Genomic DNA, 17,901 nt, shown 5'->3' on the forward strand with positions numbered 1-17,901 from the left:
GGTCCGCCCGGCAGTCGGGACTCGACGCGTGACAGTGGTACGCCGAACGCGGGCTCGAAACGGTGCCTCGCGCGGCCCTCGCGCTCCGCGGACGCGTCGTCGTTTCGCGAAAAGAGCCCGGTCGGAGCCCCGTCGCCGTGGGCACGGGACGCCCCTCGCGCTACTCCAGCGTGTACGTCTCGTCGCCGTCCAGGACGACGGGCTCGGCGGCGGCCCCCGCCGCCTTCACCTCGCTGACGAACTCCTGCGTCTCGATCTCGATCGGGCCGAACGAGTCGTAGTGCATCGGGAAGACGACGTCGGCGCCGACCCAGTCGGCGGCGATTCCCGCGCCGGCGGGCCCCATGGTGAAGTGGTCGCCGGCGGGCAAGGCGGCGGCGTCCGGCTCGAGGTACGGCGCGATCACGTCGACCATCTCGGACATCAGGCCCGTGTCGCCGGCGTGATAGAAGGTGGTACAGTCCGGGTCGGACTCCTGGGTCGGCTTCTTGTCGCCCACGACGAAGCCGGTCGGCATGCCGCCGGCGTAGTCCGGGTCGTTCTCGATGCCGTTCGAGTGGTCCGCCCGGACCATCGTCACCCACGCGTCGCCGCACTCGACGGTGCCGCCGATGTTCATCCCCCCGGCCGGCACAGTGTTCTCGAGGCCGAAGTTCTCTTGGACGTAGGCGGTCAGCTCCGGGGTGGCGACCACGGTGGCGTCCTCGAACTCGGCCGCGTCGGCGATGTGGTCCGCGTGGCCGTGGGTCAAGAGCAGGTAATCGGGGTCGAGGTCCGCGGGATCGACGTCGGTCTTCGGGTTGTCGAAGAACGGGTCGATGAGCAGCTCCGTGTCGTCGACGACGACGTGCCACGTGGAGTGGCCGTGCCAGGTGAGTTCCATGGTCCGTTCGATGCGTCTCGGCGAACGGTAATAAAACTCGACGCTGCGGATCCCAATCGGCGCGCGATAGAGAGCGGGGCCACGGCGAACCGGTCCGCACCGCGACCGGCGGTGTCTGTTCGTCTCGTCTTCGCAGTTTTTCCGCAGACTGATCAGTTCGAGCGGCGGCCTGCGCAATATCTTCCCGCGAATACAGCCTTAACAATCGGATCGTCCTACGACGCCCGTGACAGTGGAGCCTCGACATGGCGGGTGAGCCGACCGACGAACGCGTCGAGGACGGCTCGAATGACGGCCGATATCGTCACCTCATCGAACACGTTCAGGACGCGGTCGTTGAGTTCACGCTCGCCGACGGAGAGCCAACGGTCAGCGACGTCAATCGGGCGTTCGTCGACGTCTTCGGCTACGAGGCCGACGACATTCGCGGCGAGTCGCTCAACGAGTGGGTCGTCCCCGACTGGAAGCTCGCGGAGGCGAGAGAGTTGGACACGAACACCGCCTCCGGCGCGATCAACTACCAGCAGGTGACCCGTGAGACCGCGACCGGCCTCCGCGAGTTCCTCTACCGGGGGATCCCGTACGCGACCGGCGACGCGGACGACGACACCCCCGACGGCGGCTTCGCGGTCTACACCGACCTCACGGAGGTGTCCAGAAACGAGCGGCGGCTGGAGGTGTTGAACCGGATCCTCCGGCACAACCTCCGTAACAACGCAAACGTCGTCGCCGGCCACACGACGCGGTTGCTGGCCCAACTGGAGGATCGACGCGGCGAGACGGTCGACGTGGCGGCCACGATCGAGCGCGCCGCCCACGAGCTCGAACAGCTGGCCGACGAGGCCAACCACATCCGTCAGGTCCTCGAACATCCGACCGACGAGGTGGCCGACATCGACCCCGAACCGACGGTGCGCGCCGTCGTCGACGACCACCGAGAGCGGACGCCGAGCGCCGACATCGAGATCGAGACCGGCGAGACGGGTCGGGTGATGGCCGACAGCCGGCTCCGGTACGCGGTCGACAGCCTCGTCGACAACGCGATCGAGCACAATCCGAGCCCGGAGCCCCGGGTCCGTCTCCGGATAACGAGCGCGGAGGGCCTCTCGGGCGCGGCGTCCGGGGAGTGGGTCGTGATCCACGTCGAGGACGACGGCCCCCAGATCCCGGCCGACGAGCGGGACGTGATCCGCGACGGATCGGCGATAACGCCGACGCACCACGGAAGCGGGCTCGGGCTCTGGCTCGCTGAGCTGACCGTCGAGACGTTCGGCGGAGAGCTCTCGTTCGGCGCGAGCGACCTCGGCGGGAACGACGTGTCGATCCGGCTCCGCCGGCGGTGAGGAGAGGAGTTAACACGCCTCCGCGCGAACCGACTGTCGATGCCCTCCAAGCGGACCGACGCCCCGCCGCCGACCGACCGGTGTCACGAGTGTGCTCAGGCGGTTCCGGCCGGGGCGAGCTTCTGCCCCGACTGCGGCGCCGACCTCGATGGCCCCGCCGCGTACTGCGCCGAGTGCGGCGAGGCGTTCGACGAGGACGACCGGTTCTGCTCGAACTGCGGCGCGTCGCGGTCGGGCGACGGGTCCGCCCCGGCCGCGTCAGAGAGCCGGACCGACGCGGCCGAGCGCCCGAGCGATGCGGAACGCGCCTCTCGCTCGGAGCCGTCCCCGGGCGAGAGCGAGCGCGCCTTCAGGCGCCGCGTTCAGGACCACCTCGACGCCGGGTGGGACGTGGAGCGGGACGACGGCGACCGCGTCGTCCTCGTCGACAGGGGGATCGGCTCCGTCGGCGTCCACATCCTCCTGTTCATCTTCACCAGCGGCATCGGCAACCTGCTGTACGGCTGGTGGCACTACTCCAAGCTGGCCGAACGGCGCCGACTCGTCCGCGGCGACGAGACGACCGCGCGCGCCCCGTCGAGCGTCGACGGTGGCGGCGGTCGGGTCGAGACCGCCTCCGCGTACGTCCTGACCGCGCTGCTGCTGCTGATCGGCGGCTGGATCGCGTTCCTCTCGGTCGAGTCTGGCTCCCCGCCGGCCGCGCTGATCGGCCTCGCGTTCGCGGGGCTCGGCCTCGGCGTCGCTCCGCCAGTCCGCCGACGGCTCGACCGCCGCCACGGGATCACGCGGTTCGGTCGGCAGCGGACGGTCGACCACCGGATCGTCCGACCGCCCGAGTCCGTCGACGATCCCTGCGTGGTCTGCGGCCAAGAGTTCGACCGCGGACTCGTCAGGCGGCGCCGCGACGAGACGCTCGTCGCCGGCGTCCCCGTCCGCACCCACTCGGTCCGCCACAACCACTACTGCGTCGACTGCGCGCGCTCGGAGGTGTTCGGCGACCGCGTCGACTCGCCGTCGATCGGCGGCCTCGCCGACGAGAGGGTCGCGGTCGACGACGAGGCCGCGGACGGTGGCGCGGGCCGTCCCGCGGACGACGCCGTGGGCGACGGTTCGAGCGCGGAGTCAGCGACTGACTCGGTCCGCGAGTCGGCTGACTCCGCCGAGTGAGTCGGGGCCTCTCCGCCGCGGTCGTCGCTTCCTTCGATGGGTCGTCGCTTGCCCCTCCGCGAACGCTTTTCGGGCGGCCGCCCGTTCGGCCTCGTATGTACCACGTACGGTTCCGCGATCCGGCCGGATCGATCCGCGACGGCGAGTACGACCCGGCGACCGACACGGTCGCCTTCGGCGGCGAGGCGTACGCGCTCTCGGACCCCGCGATCGACGTGCTCGCGCCGAGCGAGCCCTCGAAGATCGTCTGTATCGGCCGCAACTACGCCGACCACGCGGAAGAGCTCGGGAACGACGTGCCCGACCGCCCGCTGCTCTTCCTCAAGCCGCCGAACGCGGTGGCGAGCCACGGCGACACCGTGACCGTCCCGGCCGGCAAAGACCGGATCGACTGGGAGGCGGAGTTCGCGGTCGTGATCGGCGAGCAGTGTAAGGCGGTCGACGCCGCCGACGCCATGGAGGTCGTCGCGGGGTTCACCTGTATGAACGACGTGTCGAACCGCGACGACCAGAACCGCGAGCAGAACTGGGTGCGCGGGAAGGCGTTCGACGGCGCCGCGCCGCTCGGCCCGGTCCTCGCGACGCCCGACGAGGTTCCCGCCGACGCGAGCGTCGAGCTCCGCGTCAACGGCGAGACGAAGCAGTCGAGCGACCGCGAGCACATGATCTTCGACGTGCCGACGCTGATCGAGGAGATCACGACGTACCTCACGCTCGAGCCCGGCGACGTCATCGCCACTGGCACGCCGGAGGGGGTCGGCGCCCTCTCTGGCGGGGACACGGTGGAGATCGAGATCGAGGGCGTCGGCACGCTCGAACACGACGTTCGCGTCCCCTGAACGCCCGGACCGACCGACCTGTCCGGCCGTTCCTGTAGCTCGGTACCACACCTCGTTTCCGGTGAACGCTTATATGCCAGCCCCCGGAGTCGGAGGTATGGAGACCAGTTCGTTCGTCGCCGAACCTTGACGGCACCGTCGCGGCGCGATCCGACGCCGGCCGGCCCCGTCGGACGCGGGACAACCGGTCCGAATCGGATCGACCGATCGGACGCGCCGCCGAGACCGCACGCGGAGCGGAGACGCTCCCCTCTCCGGGCCGACGCGAGCGCCCGACCGAATGTCACGAGACGACGACGCGACGAACGAACGCGACGAATCGAGCGGACCGAGCACAACCGAGACCGACGCCGCACACAGCGATGCGACCCGAGCGATAGTCGCGGCGCGGTCCGAGGACGACCCGCCAGACACAACGGAGATCCGCGAGCTGGCCGCTGCGGCCGGCTACGCGGTGGTCGGCGAGGTCACCCAGCGACGGCGCGAGGACCCGACCTACGACCTCGGGCGCGGGAAGGCGGAGGAGCTGATGCGGCTCGCGGCCGACGCCGACGCCGAGGCCGTCATCTACGACGGCAGCCTGTCGCCGGGACAGACGTTCTCACTCGGCGACCTGCTGCCGACCGGGACCGCGGTCGTCGACCGCCCGCGATTGGCCTTGGAGCTGTTCGCCGACGCCGCCGACTCGCGGGCCGCCGACCGACAGCTGGAGCTGGCGCGGCTCCGCTACGAGCTGCCGAGACTCCGGGAAGCGGTCGCCCGCGACGCGAGCGAGGACGTGCGCCTCCGGCCGGAGGGCGACAGCCGCGTCCTCGACGTCGAGAAGCGGATCGAGTCGGCCGAGCGCGCGCTCGACGAGATCGCCGACGACCGCGCGGCGCGCAGGGCGGAGCGCCGCGACGCCGGGTTCGACCTGATCGCCCTCGCGGGCTACACCAACGCCGGGAAGTCGACGCTGGCGCGGCGGCTCGCGGACGAGGTCGACGACCCCGATTTCGGTGCCGAGGCCTCGGATCGGCCCGCAGCGTGCGCCGACACGGCCGCGGGGGACCCGGCGGACGACGCCGGTGCGCTCGCGGTCGCCGACCGCCCGTTCGAGACGCTCTCGACGACCACGCGCCGCGCGACCGTCGCCGGACGGCGCACCCTGCTTACGGACACCGTCGGGTTCCTCGACGGGCTGCCGCACGAGGCGGTGCGCTCGTTCCGCGCCACCATCGACGCGGTCCGGGCCGCCGACTGCGCGCTGCTCGTCGTGGACGCGAGCGACGACCCCGCGGCCCTCCGTCGGAAGCTCAGCGCGTCGCTGTCGGCGATCGAAGCGACCGACGGCCCGGTCGTCCCCGTCCTGTCGAAGGTCGACGAGGTCGATGCCGACGGGCTCGCGTCCGCCGTCGAGGCGTACGAAACCGTCGTCGCCGAACTCGGCCCGCGGGACGCGCCCGTCGCCGACGCGCTCCGGTCGCCGGTTCCGGTGAGCGTCCGGGACGAGTCGGGGCTCGGCGACCTCGCGGACGCGGTGGCGGACGCGCTGCCGACGGCGACGGCGACCGTCGAGGTCCAGAACGGCGGGGACGCGCAGGCCGCGCTCTCGTGGGCGTACGACCGAGCGGTGGTCGCGGGCGTCGAGTACGGCGGCGAGACGATGGCCGTCGACCTGGCGGGACGGCCCGACGTCGTCGCCGAGGCGGAGCGGCGGCTGCGCGGCGCGGGTTCGCCCCCGTGAGCGCTCCCGACACCGACCCGGGAGCGCCGTGACCGGCGTCCGTCAAGACCACCCTTAAGCCCGACCGCCCCCGACCTCCGGGCATGCGACCACGGGATCTCTCCGATCACTCGCCGTACGTGCCCGGGCGGGGCGTCGAGGAAGTCGCCCGCGAGCGCGGGATCGACCCCGACGACCTCATCAAGCTCTCCTCGAACGAGAACCCGCACGGCCCGAGCCCGGCGGCCGTCGAGGCCATTCGCGACCACGCCGACCGCGTGAACCAGTACCCGAAGTCCTCGCACACGGACCTCACCGCGAAGATCGCCGAGAAGTGGGGCGTCGACGACGAGCAGGTGTGGGTCTCGCCCGGCGCCGACGGCTCGATCGACTACCTCTCTCGGGCCGCGCTGGAGCCGGGCGACGAGGTGTTGGTGCCGAGCCCCGGCTTCGCGTACTACGCGATGTCCTCGCGGTACCACCACGGCGAGGTGACCGAGTACGAGCTCTCGACCGCCGACGGCTTCGCGCAGGACGCGGAGACGGTGCTGTCCGCCTACGGGGGCGAGCGCATCGTCTACGTCACCTCGCCGCACAACCCCTCTGGCTCGACGATGCCGCTCGACGAGGTCGAGGCGATCGCCGACGCGACCGCGCCGGAGACGCTGGTCGTCGTCGACGAGGCGTACGGGGAGTTCTCGGACGTCGACAGCGCGATCCCGCTCGCCGACGAGCGCGACGACGTGGCGGTCCTGCGCACCTTCTCGAAGGCGTACGGGCTCGCCGGGCTCCGGATCGGGTACAGCGTCGTCCCCGAGGCGTGGGGCGAGGCGTACGCCCGCGTCAACACGCCGTTCGCGGCCAACGAGCTGGCGTGCCGGGCCGCCCTCGCCGCGCTCGACGACGAGGACCACGTCGAGCAGTCGATCGAGTCCGCCCGCTGGGCCCGCGAGTACATCGCGGACGAGCTTGACGCGCCCACCGTCGACTCCGCGGGGAACTTCGTCCTCGCCGCGGTGGGGGACGGCGAGCGCGTCGCGGAGGCGGCTCAAGAGCGCGGCGTGATCATCCGCGACTGTACCTCGTTCGGGCTCCCCGAGCACGTCCGTATCTCGACGGGGACCCGTGAGGAGACCCGCGAGGCGGTCGAACTGCTCAACGAGACGCTGGCCGACCTCGACCTCGGTGTTCGGGCGTGACGGCGGGGGCCGACGACGCCGACGCCAGCCCTGACCGCGACCGCGCCGACCGCGTCGCCGTCACGGGCACGCCCGGGACCGGGAAGACGACCGCGACGGCGCTGCTCGAAGGGGAGTACGACGTGATCCACCTCAACGACCGGATCAAGTCCGACGACGACCTCTGGACCGAGCGCGACGACGAGCGCGACACGCTCGTCGCCGACCTCGACGCGGTCCGCGAGGACCTCGGCGGCTGGTCCGGGGTCCTCGACTCGCACCTCGCGCACCGGTTCGCTGTCGACCGCGTCGTCGTGTTGCGCTGTCACCCCGAAACGGTCGAGTCCCGACTCGAGGCGCGCGGCGAGACGGCCGAGACGGCGGCCGAGAACGCCGAGAGCGAGGCGCTCGACGTGATCCTCTCGGAGGCGGTGGCCGAACACGGCGCGGAGAACGTCTACGAGGTGGACGCCACCGACCGCGACCCCGAGGCGGTCGCCGATGCGATCCGGGCAGCGATCGAGGGGGAGCGCGAGCCGAGCGCCGGCACCGTGGACTTCATCGATTATATATGAGCCGGCCGCGAGCGTCGAGACGGTAGATGACCCTCGACCAGTACCGCTCCGTGGCCGACCGGCTGCTCGGCCCGTGGGTGTCCGCGGCCGACAGGCTCGGCCTCTCGCCCGACCAGGTGAGCGTGATCGCCTTCCTCGTCGCGGTCGGGGCCGCCGCGGCCTTCGCCGCCGGGTCGACGCCGCTGTACGCGGCCGGCGCGCTACTCGTCCTCCTCAACGGCTGGCTCGACCTCGTCGACGGCGCCCTCGCGCGCCACCAAGAGATCGCCTCCGACGGCGGGGACTTCCTCGACCACGTCCTCGACCGCTACGCCGACGTGGCTGTCATCGGCGGGCTCACGGCCGGCGTGGAGGCGTACGCGCTGGGCTTCGCCGCCGTCACGGGCGTCCTGCTCACCTCGTACCTCGGCACGCAGATCCAGGCGGTCGGGATCGGCCGCGAGTACGGCGGCCTCCTCGGCCGGGCCGACCGGCTCGCGCTGATGGGCGTCGTGGGCGTCGTCGCCGCGGTCTACTCGGCGCCGATCGTCGCCGGACTGAACGTCGTCGGCCTGCTGCTCGCGCTGTTCGCCGTCGTCGGTCACCTGACCGCGGTCCAGCGGTTCCTCGGCGCGTGGAGCGACCTGTAGCCGCTCGCGGTTCCCTCCCCCGGTCCGGTCCTGCCCAAGAGCGGCGCCTGAGCAGATGTTCGGATCGTCGTCGGCGATGGGTTCTCAGCCGTTCTCGCCCGCCCGTGATCGCAGTTCCGACCCCCGCGCGTGGACGTCGTCGACGGCGTCGCGGACGATCGACTCGTCGACGTCGAACGCCCGGGCGGCGTACGCCACCGACAGCCTGACGGCGAGACACGTCATCCGGACCTCCTCGTCGGCTCGGACGACCGAGGGCGGGGTACCCCGTCTGCCGGTCTGTCTCTCGTCGAACCCGCCGGCGATAGCGTACAGATCGGCGTACAGCCGGGCCGCCTGCGGGAGGTCGGACGGCGCGATGCGCCCGTCGGGGCCGTCGAAGTGGTACGCGTCAGGGCGGACACGCTCCTCGCGGACGATCCGATGGCCGTCGTCGTACGTTTCGATGATCGTCTCGGCAGAGTCGCTCACTGGAACCAGCCTCTCCGAACGCCTCGCGAAACGAGGGAACAATTTAAAAGCGTCCGGTCGATACGGGAGGTATGCCCACTTTCGAGCTGAACCTCTCGGACGACGTGTACGCGGAGTTTCAGCAGCTGGCCGATGAGGAGTTCGTTTCCGAGGAGCAGGCCGCCGAGGACCTCATCGCGTCCGGCATCGAGGCGTACAACGTGAGCGTCGTCGACGACGATCCCCGCGACGAGATGCTCGACGGCGCCGAGAACAACATGTTCGACACCGCCGAAGACCCCGGAAGCATCGAAGACGACCGGCTGTAAGGGTCGTCTCGACGCCTGACCCGGCTTCTTCCTAGAAACGCACCACGCCGACAGCGAGCGGCGTCCGGCGGACTACGGCCGCCGCGTGTGAGTCAGAAGCGGGAACTCCGTGCGAACGGTGAGCCGAAGGTCCCCGGCCAGCGGTCGCGCCTCGGCGGGCGCTTCGCTCTCGTCGATCAGGAGGCCGCCGCTCTCGGAGAGTCCGACGAACAGCACGTCGCCGACCGAGAGCGGCTCCGAAAGCCTGCTGCTGGCGCTCCCCCGTTCGTCTCGCAGACGAATACGTGCGTCTCGGGACACGTCGTCGCCGCCCGTCATCTCCACCCGGAACGCGGTGCCGTCGTCGGTGAACGCGACGTCGAACCGGACGCCCTGCTCTCGCGCCGCGTCCGCCCAGTCGGGCTCGTCCACGCTCGTGTCGCCGACCGCGGTTATCGCGGCCGTAACGTCGAACGCGATCGTTTCGCCGCCCTGGAGTTCCGTCTGATCGTACTCCAGCTGGCTCACGAATCCGGACTCGCTGACCGTTATCGACGCGTCGAACTCCCGCATCTCCCCGAAGCTGAGTCGCTCCGAGTAGCCGACCGACTCGTAGACGACCCCCAAGCCGCCCGCGGTCTCGACCAGTTCCGTCGCCGCTCCCCACTCCACCTCGGAGATGTACCGCCTGAACTCGCTCAGCCCGGTCACCTCGTCCGTCGGCGGTGCGCGCTCGTCCACCCTGTAGGCCTGCTCGAACCCGGACTCCATCCTGACGTACGCCACGTCCTCGTCGGCCGGCGACCAGACACGCTCGGTCTCCCCGTTCTCCGTTACCTCACGCGAGACGGCGTTGTCGTCGAACTTGCTCGTCTGCGTCTGGGAGAACTCGTTGTCGTCGAACACGTCGGTGCGCTCCCCCTCGTGCGTCAACGACCCCGCCTCGACCAGGGTCGATTCGTGCGTGCCGAACAGCGTCGCTCCGTCGACACCGTCCTGACGTGCCCCGTCCGGGTAGTCGAAATCGTCCAGTGTCGGCGCCGCGTCTTCGGTGCTTTCCGTCTGATTCTCCGAGCCGTTGTCGTCCCCGTCGGACGCTTCCTCGGACCCGTTCGGCGGCGCCGACTCGTCGGGGGTCGAACCGCTACAGCCCGCAAGTGGAAGAGAGACGGCCGCCGCGCTGGTGAGAACGTATCGCCTGTTCATATGTGGTCTACGGTACCCTCCAGACACGTACGTAAATACGTGCTGACTTGTTTTGTATATTATATTCTGGCTGGCGTTCGAATCGGGGTTCAGTCGACCGAATCTGTGTGTAGTAACTCTACAACAGGCATGTAGCTGACATACCTGCGGCGAGTCAGTACCCCAAGCCAAACAGCCGGTTCGCCGACAGCGTGGCCAGCCCGAGCGCCATCACGCAGGCGAGCAGCCCGAACGCGACTGGCCACCCCGCGGCGTCGGAGACGGCGCCGACGACGACGCTGCCGGAGGCCCCCGTGACCATGTACGCCGTCCGGACCAGCCCGAACCCGGCGCCGCGCTCGGCGTCGGAGAGGAGGTCCATGAACCGCGACTGTACCGGCGCGCCCCACGACATCGCGAGGCCGACGAGGCCGACGCCCGCGACCGTGACCGGCAGCCCCAGGTCGAGCGTCGCAGTCGCGACGAGGGCCCCGTACCCGACGACGCCGGCGCTCATGGTCACCATCGCGGTGGCGTCGCGGCCGATCCGGTCGGATATCGACCCGGTGACCGGCTGTGTTCCCCCGTGGACGAGGAAGTACGCCGAGAACAAAAGTGCCGACAGCGCGCTCGATAAGCCGGTCCCGACCTCGAGGAACGTCGGCAGGAAGGATGCGGTCGCCTGCCACGTGAACGCGCCCATCGTCGCCAGCGCCGTCGTGTAGAGGATCTCGGGCCGCGAGAGCAGCTCGGCGAGCGGACCGAACGCGAATCGCTCGCCCATCGGCTGGTCGGGGCGGAGCGGTTCGGTCGGCCGGACCCGCCACGCGAACAGCGCGAACACGGGGACCGCGACGGCAGCGCCGAGGAGGACCCCGGCGCGCCACCCGTACCGCGATCCGACGAGCGCGGCCGCCGGCGGCGCGGCGAGTCCCGCGAGCGGTCCCCCGGCCACGTGGACGCCGATGGCGCGGCCGGTGTCGTCGAACTGCCGCGTGAGGAACGTCGTCGCGACCGAGTAGTGGTGCCCCGCCCCGACGCCGAGAACGGCCGCGAACAGTCCGAACGCGAGCATCGAGGGCGAGGCGGCGAGGAGCACCGACGCGATCGCGGTGGCCCCCACCGCGGTGAGGATGACGCGGCGCTCGCCGTAGCGATCGCCGAGGACGCCGGAGGGGAACTGCGCCAGCGCGTAGGTGAGCCACATGCCGCTGAGCGCGAGCCCGACGGTGCCGTTGGTGACGCCGAACTGCGTCGTGATCTCCGGGACCAGCGGGCTGACGGCCAGCCGCGCCACCATGGTGCCGGTGAACGCGAGCGTACAGAGCGCGAGCGCCGTGTGTTCGTACCGCCAGTTCACGGTCGCCGTACCGGACACGGGTCAAAGCGGCTTCCGATCGCGGTCAGACGAACCGGAGCCTCTCCGGCCGGACCGCCCGAGAGCTCACTCGGCCGCGAACCGGATCGGGTAGTCGGTGAGGTTCTCGTAGCCGTCCTCGGTGACGACGACGAGGTCCTCGATCCGGACGCCGCCCACGTCGGGGTCGTAGAGGCCGGGCTCGACGGTGATCACGTGGCCCGGCTCCAGCTCTCCGCCGCCGCTCGCGAGCCGCGGCGACTCGTGGACGTCGAGACCGATGCCGTGCCCCGTCGAGTGGATGAACCCGGTCTCCGTCTCCGGGTCGGTGCGGAAGGTCGGCTCGCCGGCCTCCTCGTACACCTCGCAGGCGGCGGCGTGGACGTCTTCCCCGGTCGCGCCCGGCTCGACCGCGTCGAGCGCGGCGTCGAGGGCGCGCTCGGTGAGTTCGTACCACTCGCGGAGGGTCTCGTTCGGCTCGCCGACGCAGAACGTCCGCGTCATGTCGGCGTTGTACTTCGTCGCCTTCGACCGGGGGAAGATGTCGACGATGATCGCCTCGTCCGCGCGGAGCGGGCCCGAGCCGCGGTCGTGGGGGTCCGCGGCCTGCGCGCCGCCGGCGACGATCGTCTCGTCGAGCGCGCAGCCGTGCCGCAGGAGGGTGACCTCGATCTCCTCGGTCACCCGCTCGCTGGTGAGCGGCTCGCCGTCGCGGAGCAGGACGCCCGTCTCCGCGTCGTCGCTCTCGGTCGCCACGTCCGCGCCGGCGATCAGGTCCTCGGCGGCGCGCATCGCCGCCTCGTTCGCCGCCTGGGCCTCGCGGATCGCCTCGATCTCGTCGTCGGTCTTGACCGCCCGGACTTCCCGGAGCCGGTCGTCGGTGTCGACGGTCACCGCCACGCCGCGCTCCCGGAGGGCGTCGGCGGTACCGACCGGGCCGCGGGGCGGCATCGAGACGGACTCGACGCCCTTGTCGCGGACGAACGCGGCGTACATGTCGTTTCGCGCCTCGCGCCCGCCGTACTCGTAGTCGTAGTCGGCGTGGCGCTCGACGCCGTCGGCCGTCGCCTCCTTCTTCGCCCGCCCGTACTCCAGGCCGCCGACGAGGACGTGGACCGCTCCGTCGGCGTACAGCGTGAGGAACGGGTCGGGCCCGGTGAACCCGGAGAGGTACAGCTGGTTGGCGTCCTCCTGCGAGGCGTCAATCAGGTAGCCGTCCGTCTCGAGGTCGGCGAGGCGGTCGTCGAGCCGCGGTCGGTTCATACGTGCCCCTGTTCGGGGAGGGGCAAAGCGGTTGTCCTCTCGGAACCGGCGAGACGGTGAGGGGCCTCGACGACCCGCGACAAAGCATATGCCCGCCAAGCCGGAACGACCGGGGCGTGATGTCGACGGACCGACGAACTACCCTCCTCTCGCTCGTACACCTCCCGTCCGGCTGGCTGCCGGTCGCCGTCGCCTGCGGGAGCGCTGCGGCGCTGCTCGGACTGGCGCTCACCTGGATCGGGCTCGCGGTCGCCGGCGTCTCGCCGGGGGAGTCCGAGGTCGCCCGGTGGATGGTCGGCGGCCCGATATCCGCGGTCGAGGGGTCGATCTGGTTCCTCCTCGACGCCCACTGGGTCCGGGTCCGGACGGGACCCGGGCTGTCGAACCACGTCATCTTCGGGCATCCGCTGATACAGGCCGACGCCGCGCTGTGGCCGCTCCGCGCGGTCCCGCTGACCTTCGCTCTCGGCGCCGCGGCCGCCGTCCGATACCTCGGTATCGACGACCTGCTCGCCGGCGCCGTGACCGGCATGGGCGCGACCCTCGGATACCTCCCGACGATGCTCGCGCTGCGGGCGGTCTCTCGGGTGCCGTTGACGCGTCACGCGACCGACGGGACGGTGCCGATCTCCGACGCGGACGGGATACCTGTGACGGAGGCGGCCGGCGTCACCGCCGGTCCGGACTTCGCCGCGACAGTGCTACTGGTGACCGGACTGGGCGTCGTCGTCGGCCATCTCGTCGGTGCGAGCGCGACCTTCGCGACCGGGGACTGACGGCCGGATCGGTCGCCGCGAACGCCGTCCCGTCACCGCGAAACGGCTATATACTATATCCCGGGGAGAGTCCGTCTGTTTCGCTCGTGACGTGGTTTCGCAGGAGGCATCTCGAATACCGAATCTTACAGGGTTGTACACTCCGTTTTCGGGCGTGTCTCAGAGGTACCAACCACACAAACATTTAACTATTTGGCTCACTTACCTGAAGATGAGGAAAACACCGAGATCCGTCTCTCGGTTTCGTTGTTCCCTCCACGTACCAAACCAATGAGCGAGAACCTTCGAACGTACACGACAGAGACGGCCGACGACGAGCGCGAAACCGAGTCGGAGAGCCAAGAGGAGGAACTGCGGTGTCCCGAGTGCGGCGGTCAGCTAGCGACGGACACGGAACACGGCGAGACCGTCTGCGTCGACTGCGGACTGGTCGTCGAAGAGGACGAGATCGACCGCGGGCCGGAGTGGCGCGCGTTCGACTCCAAGGAGAAGGACAACAAGTCCCGCGTCGGTGCCCCGACGACGAACATGATGCACGACAAGGGGCTCTCGACGAACATCGGCTGGCAGGACAAGGACGCTTACGGTAAGTCGCTGTCCAGCCGCCAGCGCGAGAAGATGCAGCGGCTGCGGACGTGGAACGAGCGGTTCCGCACCCGCGACTCCAAGGAGCGCAACCTCAAGCAGGCGCTCGGCGAGATCGACCGCATGGCCAGCGCCCTCGGCCTCCCCGACAACGTCCGCGAGACCGCGAGCGTCATCTACCGCCGCGCGCTCGACGAGGACCTGCTTCCCGGCCGCTCCATCGAGGGCGTCTCGACGGCCTCGCTGTACGCCGCAGCCCGGCAGGCCGGGACGCCGCGGAGCCTCGACGAGATCGCGGGCGTCTCCCGCGTCGAGAAGGACGAGATCGCTCGGACGTACCGCTACGTCGTCCGCGAGCTGAAGCTGGAGATCCAGCCCGCCGACCCCGAGAGCTACGTCCCGCGGTTCGCCTCCGACCTCGGCCTCTCCGACGAGGCCGAGCGCCGCGCCCGCAGCCTGCTCGACACGGCGAAGGAGCAAGGGATCCACTCCGGCAAATCGCCGGTCGGGCTCGCCGCCGCCGCCGTCTACGCCGCCTCGCTGCTGGTCAACGAGAAGGTGACCCAGAGCGAGGTCAGCGAGGTCGCGAACATCAGCGAGGTCACCATCCGGAACCGGTACCACGAGCTCCTCGAGGCCGAGGACTCCGTCGCGCTGAACTGAGCCGCTTTTCTGCCCGCCGCCGCGTCGGTCGCCCTCCGTCCGGGTCGAAACCGCGAAGGCGACGCGTCGCCACCCGCACGTATGGAGACGACCCGCCACTTCACGGCGACGACGTACATCGTCAACGACGGGGCGACGGCGCTTCACGACCACGAGCGGCTCGGCATCCGGCTGCCGCCCGGCGGCCACGTCGACCGCGACGAGCTCCCGCACGAGGCCGCTCGCCGCGAGGTCCGCGAGGAGACGGGGCTGACGCCGGAGCTGGTCGCCGCCGAGTCGCAGATCACGGGCCCGAACACCCGCGGGCTCCCGGAGCCGGCCCACCTCATGCTCCACGACATCAACGTCCACGAGGACGGGTCGGTGGGCCACCAGCACGTCGATCACCTCTACTACGCCCGCGTCGACTCCCGAGAGATCGCTCCCGACGGCGACGACGAGGTCGACCCGGACCAGTGGCGCTGGTACACCCGGTCTGAACTCGCGGCGAGCGACCTCCCGGAGGACGTCGTCGACCTCGGTCGGGAGGCGATCGCCGCAGTCGACGAGGGGTGAGCGGGACGGGCCGTCGAGAGCGCTCTCGGGGCCGCCGCCGTCCACCGGTCGGAGCGGCGGAGCGGGGCGTCAGACGGCCGTCTCACGCTCCGGAAGGTATTTGAGTCGGTGTTGGCGACGTAAACGCAAGGATGGACGCACAGCGAAGGGAAGCGATCGCCGAGTGGGACGAGCGCTCGTTTTCCGACGGGCTCGCGGGGCTCGGGCGGATCGTCGACGACGGGTTCTCCGGCGCCGCGACCGACGGGGTCGGGTGGGTGTTCCTCGTCGACGGTCGCGTCGTCGGCGTGGTCGACGCGACGCTCGACGCCTTCGCGGAGGCCTCGGGGACCGTCTACCGGGCCCCCGACGACGCGCTCCCGGTGCTCTTCGCGATGCAGGAGCTCGGCGGCGAGCCGCGGGCGAAGTACTACACCAATGACACGCCGCTCAAGGAGGCGGACCGGAAGCTCTCGCAGGGCGGATTCACCGGCTACATCGAGCTGTCGGAGAACGTCCTCTCCGGCGACTACTACGTCGCGTACACCGGCGGCGAGTCGATGGCCGCCGCGTACGTCGGCAACGCGCGCCGGCTGGAGACGGGGGACGACGCCTTCGAACTCGCCGCGGACGAGGTCGGCATCTACACCGTGTACGAGGTCGATCTCGACGTCCGCCCGCTCCCGGACGACGCGGGGACGGCGGACGCTACGGACGACGGGACGACCGACGAGACGGAAGACGCGGGGAGCGACCCCGACTCGAGGGGCGACGACGGGAGGGACACGCCGGGCGGAGCCGATGAAGCTTCCCCCGCGGACGCCGTTGATCCCGCGCCGAACACCGGGCGGGACGACGGCTCGGCGGCCCGGCCCCGAGACGACCCGACGACCGCCGCTCGCGACTCAGATTCGGACGGGCCCGACGCGGCCGAAGCGGGCGGTGAAGCGACGACGGGGGAGGGCGAAGAGTCGCCCGACGCGGTACAGATAGGAGCCGCCGACGCCGCGGAGATAGACGCCGCGGAGACGGACGTCGAGGCGGCGGGGGTGGCGGACCGCGAGCGCCGGCCACCGACCGAAGCGACCGGAGACGGTGCTTCGCGGGACACCCGGGGAACGCCGGACGCGGGAGACGCATCGAACGCCGAGGGCGCGTCGGGCACCGGGAACGCGTCGAGCGACGAGGACGTCTTCTCGGAGGAGGCCGAGTGGCGGGAGCAGAAGTCCATCCCGGCGCTCGACCCGTCGGAGGCTGGCGACGAACCCCGCGGGGCCGACGAGCGTCCCGACCCGCCGTCGCAGCGTTCTCGTTCGGCGGCCGACCCCGGGCGGGCCGAGCGGAGCGGATCGAACGCGAACGGCGGGTCGCCGTCGCCGCGCTCCACCGAGCGGTCCGCGTCGACGCCGTCGGCGGTCTCGAAGCGCGACGCCCGCGACGCCCGCGACGCGACGGGCGACGCGAGCCCGGAGCGGCTTCGGAAGCTCGAGGCGGCCCTCGAGGAGACGGAGACGAAGCGCCAGTCGCTGGCCGACGAACGCGACCGGCTAGCGGCCGAGCGCGACGAGATCGCGACCGAACGCGACGAGTTGGTCGACGAGGTCGAGCGGCTCGAGTCCGAGGTCGGCGACCTCCGGGAGGAGCGCGACCGGCTCCGCCGCGAGCTCTCCGAGGCGAAGGACCGGCTCCCGGACGCCGAGCGGACGCTCACCCCCGCGAAGGCGCGCAGCGGAACGAACCTGTTCATCAGGTACGAATCGAAGGAGGGCGCGACGCTGGCGGACGCCCACAACGGGAGCGTCGACCGCGAGGCCCTCCGCGAGAACCTCCGGGTCGAACACCACACCAGCTTCGAGACGGAGGGCCTCGCCGTCGACGGGCGGCCGTTCGAGGAGTTCCTCGGGGACACCATCGAGTACGGCTTCACCCGCTGGCTCGTCGAGGACCTCCCGTTCGAGGTCCGCGGTACCGGGAACGAGGGGACGCTTCGGGACCTCTACGACGCGCTCCCGGACATCGACCGCGCCGAGATCGGCGGGACGGTGTCGGTCGAACTCCGCGAGGGCGGCGAGGAGGTCCGCGAGCAGCGGTCGTTCGACCTCGTGTTGCGCGATCGCATGGGACACCCGCTGTTCGTCGCCGACCTGAACGACAGCCGGGACCCGACGCCCGAGGGGACGCTGGAGTCGCTCGTCGAGAACGGGCGCGACATCGCCGCCTCCAACGAGACGTTCGCCGGGGCGTTCGCGGTGACTGAGAGCTTCTTCGAGCCCGGGGCCTTAGAGACCGCGAGCGATGCGGTCGGCGGCGGCCTGTTCAGCCGGTCCAAGCGGGCGAGCTTCGTGAAACTCTCGCGCAAGCAGGGGTTCCACCTGTGCCTCGTCGAGGCGCGCGACGGCGGGTTCCACATGACGGTCCCGGACCTGTAGTCGGTCCGACCGCCGCGGCTCGCGAGCGCGGG

At 70.9% G+C, this 17,901-nt stretch carries 17 protein-coding genes; 12 read left to right on the forward strand and 5 right to left on the reverse strand.

The window, feature by feature from the left end; translation table 11 throughout:
- Nucleotides 1-160: 160 nt before the first annotated feature.
- Complete coding sequence (locus EXE47_RS08145) at nucleotides 161-883, reverse strand: metal-dependent hydrolase (RefSeq protein WP_049929617.1); 723 nt, start codon at nucleotides 881-883, stop codon at nucleotides 161-163.
- 245 nt (nucleotides 884-1,128) lie between these two features.
- Here EXE47_RS08145 and EXE47_RS08150 point away from each other — a divergent pair, with 245 nt between their 5' ends.
- The 7 genes from EXE47_RS08150 to EXE47_RS08180 all read left to right on the forward strand — a co-directional run bounded on the left by EXE47_RS08150 (nucleotide 1,129) and on the right by EXE47_RS08180 (nucleotide 8,319).
- Nucleotides 1,129-2,226 carry a sensor histidine kinase gene (locus tag EXE47_RS08150; protein ID WP_086215870.1) on the forward strand — a complete coding sequence of 366 codons (1,098 nt, stop codon included), beginning with the start codon at nucleotides 1,129-1,131 and terminating at the stop codon, nucleotides 2,224-2,226.
- A 39-nt stretch (nucleotides 2,227-2,265) separates the two neighbouring features.
- A complete protein-coding gene (locus EXE47_RS08155) occupies nucleotides 2,266-3,393 on the forward strand; it encodes a zinc ribbon domain-containing protein (RefSeq protein ID WP_089307676.1) in 1,128 nt (375 codons plus the stop codon).
- A gap of 95 nt (nucleotides 3,394-3,488) precedes the next feature.
- The gene (locus EXE47_RS08160; protein ID WP_089307675.1) at nucleotides 3,489-4,232 is read left to right on the forward strand and encodes a fumarylacetoacetate hydrolase family protein; all 744 of its coding nucleotides are present in this window, start codon (nucleotides 3,489-3,491) and stop codon (nucleotides 4,230-4,232) included.
- Nucleotides 4,233-4,512: 280 nt separating this feature from the next.
- The gene (locus tag EXE47_RS08165) at nucleotides 4,513-5,958 is read left to right on the forward strand and encodes a GTPase (protein WP_089307674.1); all 1,446 of its coding nucleotides are present in this window, start codon (nucleotides 4,513-4,515) and stop codon (nucleotides 5,956-5,958) included.
- An 83-nt stretch (nucleotides 5,959-6,041) separates the two neighbouring features.
- Nucleotides 6,042-7,136, forward strand: a complete 1,095-nt coding sequence (hisC, locus tag EXE47_RS08170; protein WP_089307673.1) for a histidinol-phosphate transaminase — start codon at nucleotides 6,042-6,044, stop codon at nucleotides 7,134-7,136.
- A complete protein-coding gene (locus EXE47_RS08175) occupies nucleotides 7,133-7,690 on the forward strand; it encodes an adenylate kinase family protein (protein ID WP_089307672.1) in 558 nt (185 codons plus the stop codon). Before hisC ends, EXE47_RS08175 begins: the two co-directional genes overlap by 4 nt.
- 26 nt (nucleotides 7,691-7,716) lie before the next feature.
- Nucleotides 7,717-8,319 carry a CDP-alcohol phosphatidyltransferase family protein gene (locus EXE47_RS08180; RefSeq protein WP_049929608.1) on the forward strand — a complete coding sequence of 201 codons (603 nt, stop codon included), beginning with the start codon at nucleotides 7,717-7,719 and terminating at the stop codon, nucleotides 8,317-8,319.
- Between the two features lie 84 nt (nucleotides 8,320-8,403).
- Here EXE47_RS08180 and EXE47_RS08185 read toward each other — a convergent pair whose 3' ends face one another.
- Nucleotides 8,404-8,790, reverse strand: a complete 387-nt coding sequence (locus EXE47_RS08185; RefSeq protein ID WP_049929607.1) for a hypothetical protein — start codon at nucleotides 8,788-8,790, stop codon at nucleotides 8,404-8,406.
- 71 nt (nucleotides 8,791-8,861) lie between these two features.
- Here EXE47_RS08185 and EXE47_RS08190 point away from each other — a divergent pair, with 71 nt between their 5' ends.
- Nucleotides 8,862-9,098: a hypothetical protein gene (locus EXE47_RS08190; protein ID WP_008442562.1), complete on the forward strand. Its 237-nt coding sequence runs from the start codon at nucleotides 8,862-8,864 to the stop codon at nucleotides 9,096-9,098.
- A gap of 72 nt (nucleotides 9,099-9,170) precedes the next feature.
- Here the strand turns inward: EXE47_RS08190 and EXE47_RS08195 are convergent, their stop codons facing one another.
- The 3 genes from EXE47_RS08195 to EXE47_RS08205 form a co-directional block, all read right to left on the reverse strand.
- A complete protein-coding gene (locus EXE47_RS08195; RefSeq protein WP_049929606.1) occupies nucleotides 9,171-10,283 on the reverse strand; it encodes a hypothetical protein in 1,113 nt (370 codons plus the stop codon).
- Between the two features lie 154 nt (nucleotides 10,284-10,437).
- Entirely contained in the window at nucleotides 10,438-11,622 is a 1,185-nt protein-coding gene (locus EXE47_RS08200) for an MFS transporter (protein WP_089308083.1), read from the reverse strand.
- A gap of 84 nt (nucleotides 11,623-11,706) precedes the next feature.
- Entirely contained in the window at nucleotides 11,707-12,882 is a 1,176-nt protein-coding gene (locus tag EXE47_RS08205; protein ID WP_049929604.1) for a Xaa-Pro peptidase family protein, read from the reverse strand.
- Between the two features lie 119 nt (nucleotides 12,883-13,001).
- Here EXE47_RS08205 and EXE47_RS08210 point away from each other — a divergent pair, with 119 nt between their 5' ends.
- The 4 genes from EXE47_RS08210 (at nucleotide 13,002) to EXE47_RS08225 (ending at nucleotide 17,869) form a co-directional block, all read left to right on the forward strand.
- On the forward strand, nucleotides 13,002-13,658 hold the full coding sequence (locus EXE47_RS08210) for a hypothetical protein (RefSeq protein WP_049929603.1): 657 nt from the start codon (nucleotides 13,002-13,004) through the stop codon (nucleotides 13,656-13,658).
- A gap of 270 nt (nucleotides 13,659-13,928) precedes the next feature.
- Complete coding sequence (locus EXE47_RS08215; protein WP_049929602.1) at nucleotides 13,929-14,906, forward strand: transcription initiation factor IIB family protein; 978 nt, start codon at nucleotides 13,929-13,931, stop codon at nucleotides 14,904-14,906.
- 81 nt (nucleotides 14,907-14,987) lie between these two features.
- Nucleotides 14,988-15,461, forward strand: a complete 474-nt coding sequence (locus EXE47_RS08220) for an NUDIX hydrolase (RefSeq protein ID WP_086215809.1) — start codon at nucleotides 14,988-14,990, stop codon at nucleotides 15,459-15,461.
- 131 nt (nucleotides 15,462-15,592) lie between these two features.
- Nucleotides 15,593-17,869 (forward strand): hypothetical protein, encoded by a 2,277-nt coding sequence (locus EXE47_RS08225; RefSeq protein ID WP_089307671.1) that lies wholly within the window; start codon nucleotides 15,593-15,595, stop codon nucleotides 17,867-17,869.
- The last annotated feature ends 32 nt before the right edge of the window (nucleotides 17,870-17,901 follow it).

This window comes from Halorubrum sp. GN12_10-3_MGM, from assembly GCF_005435235.1.
In the GTDB taxonomy this organism is placed as follows: domain Archaea; phylum Halobacteriota; class Halobacteria; order Halobacteriales; family Haloferacaceae; genus Halorubrum; species Halorubrum ezzemoulense.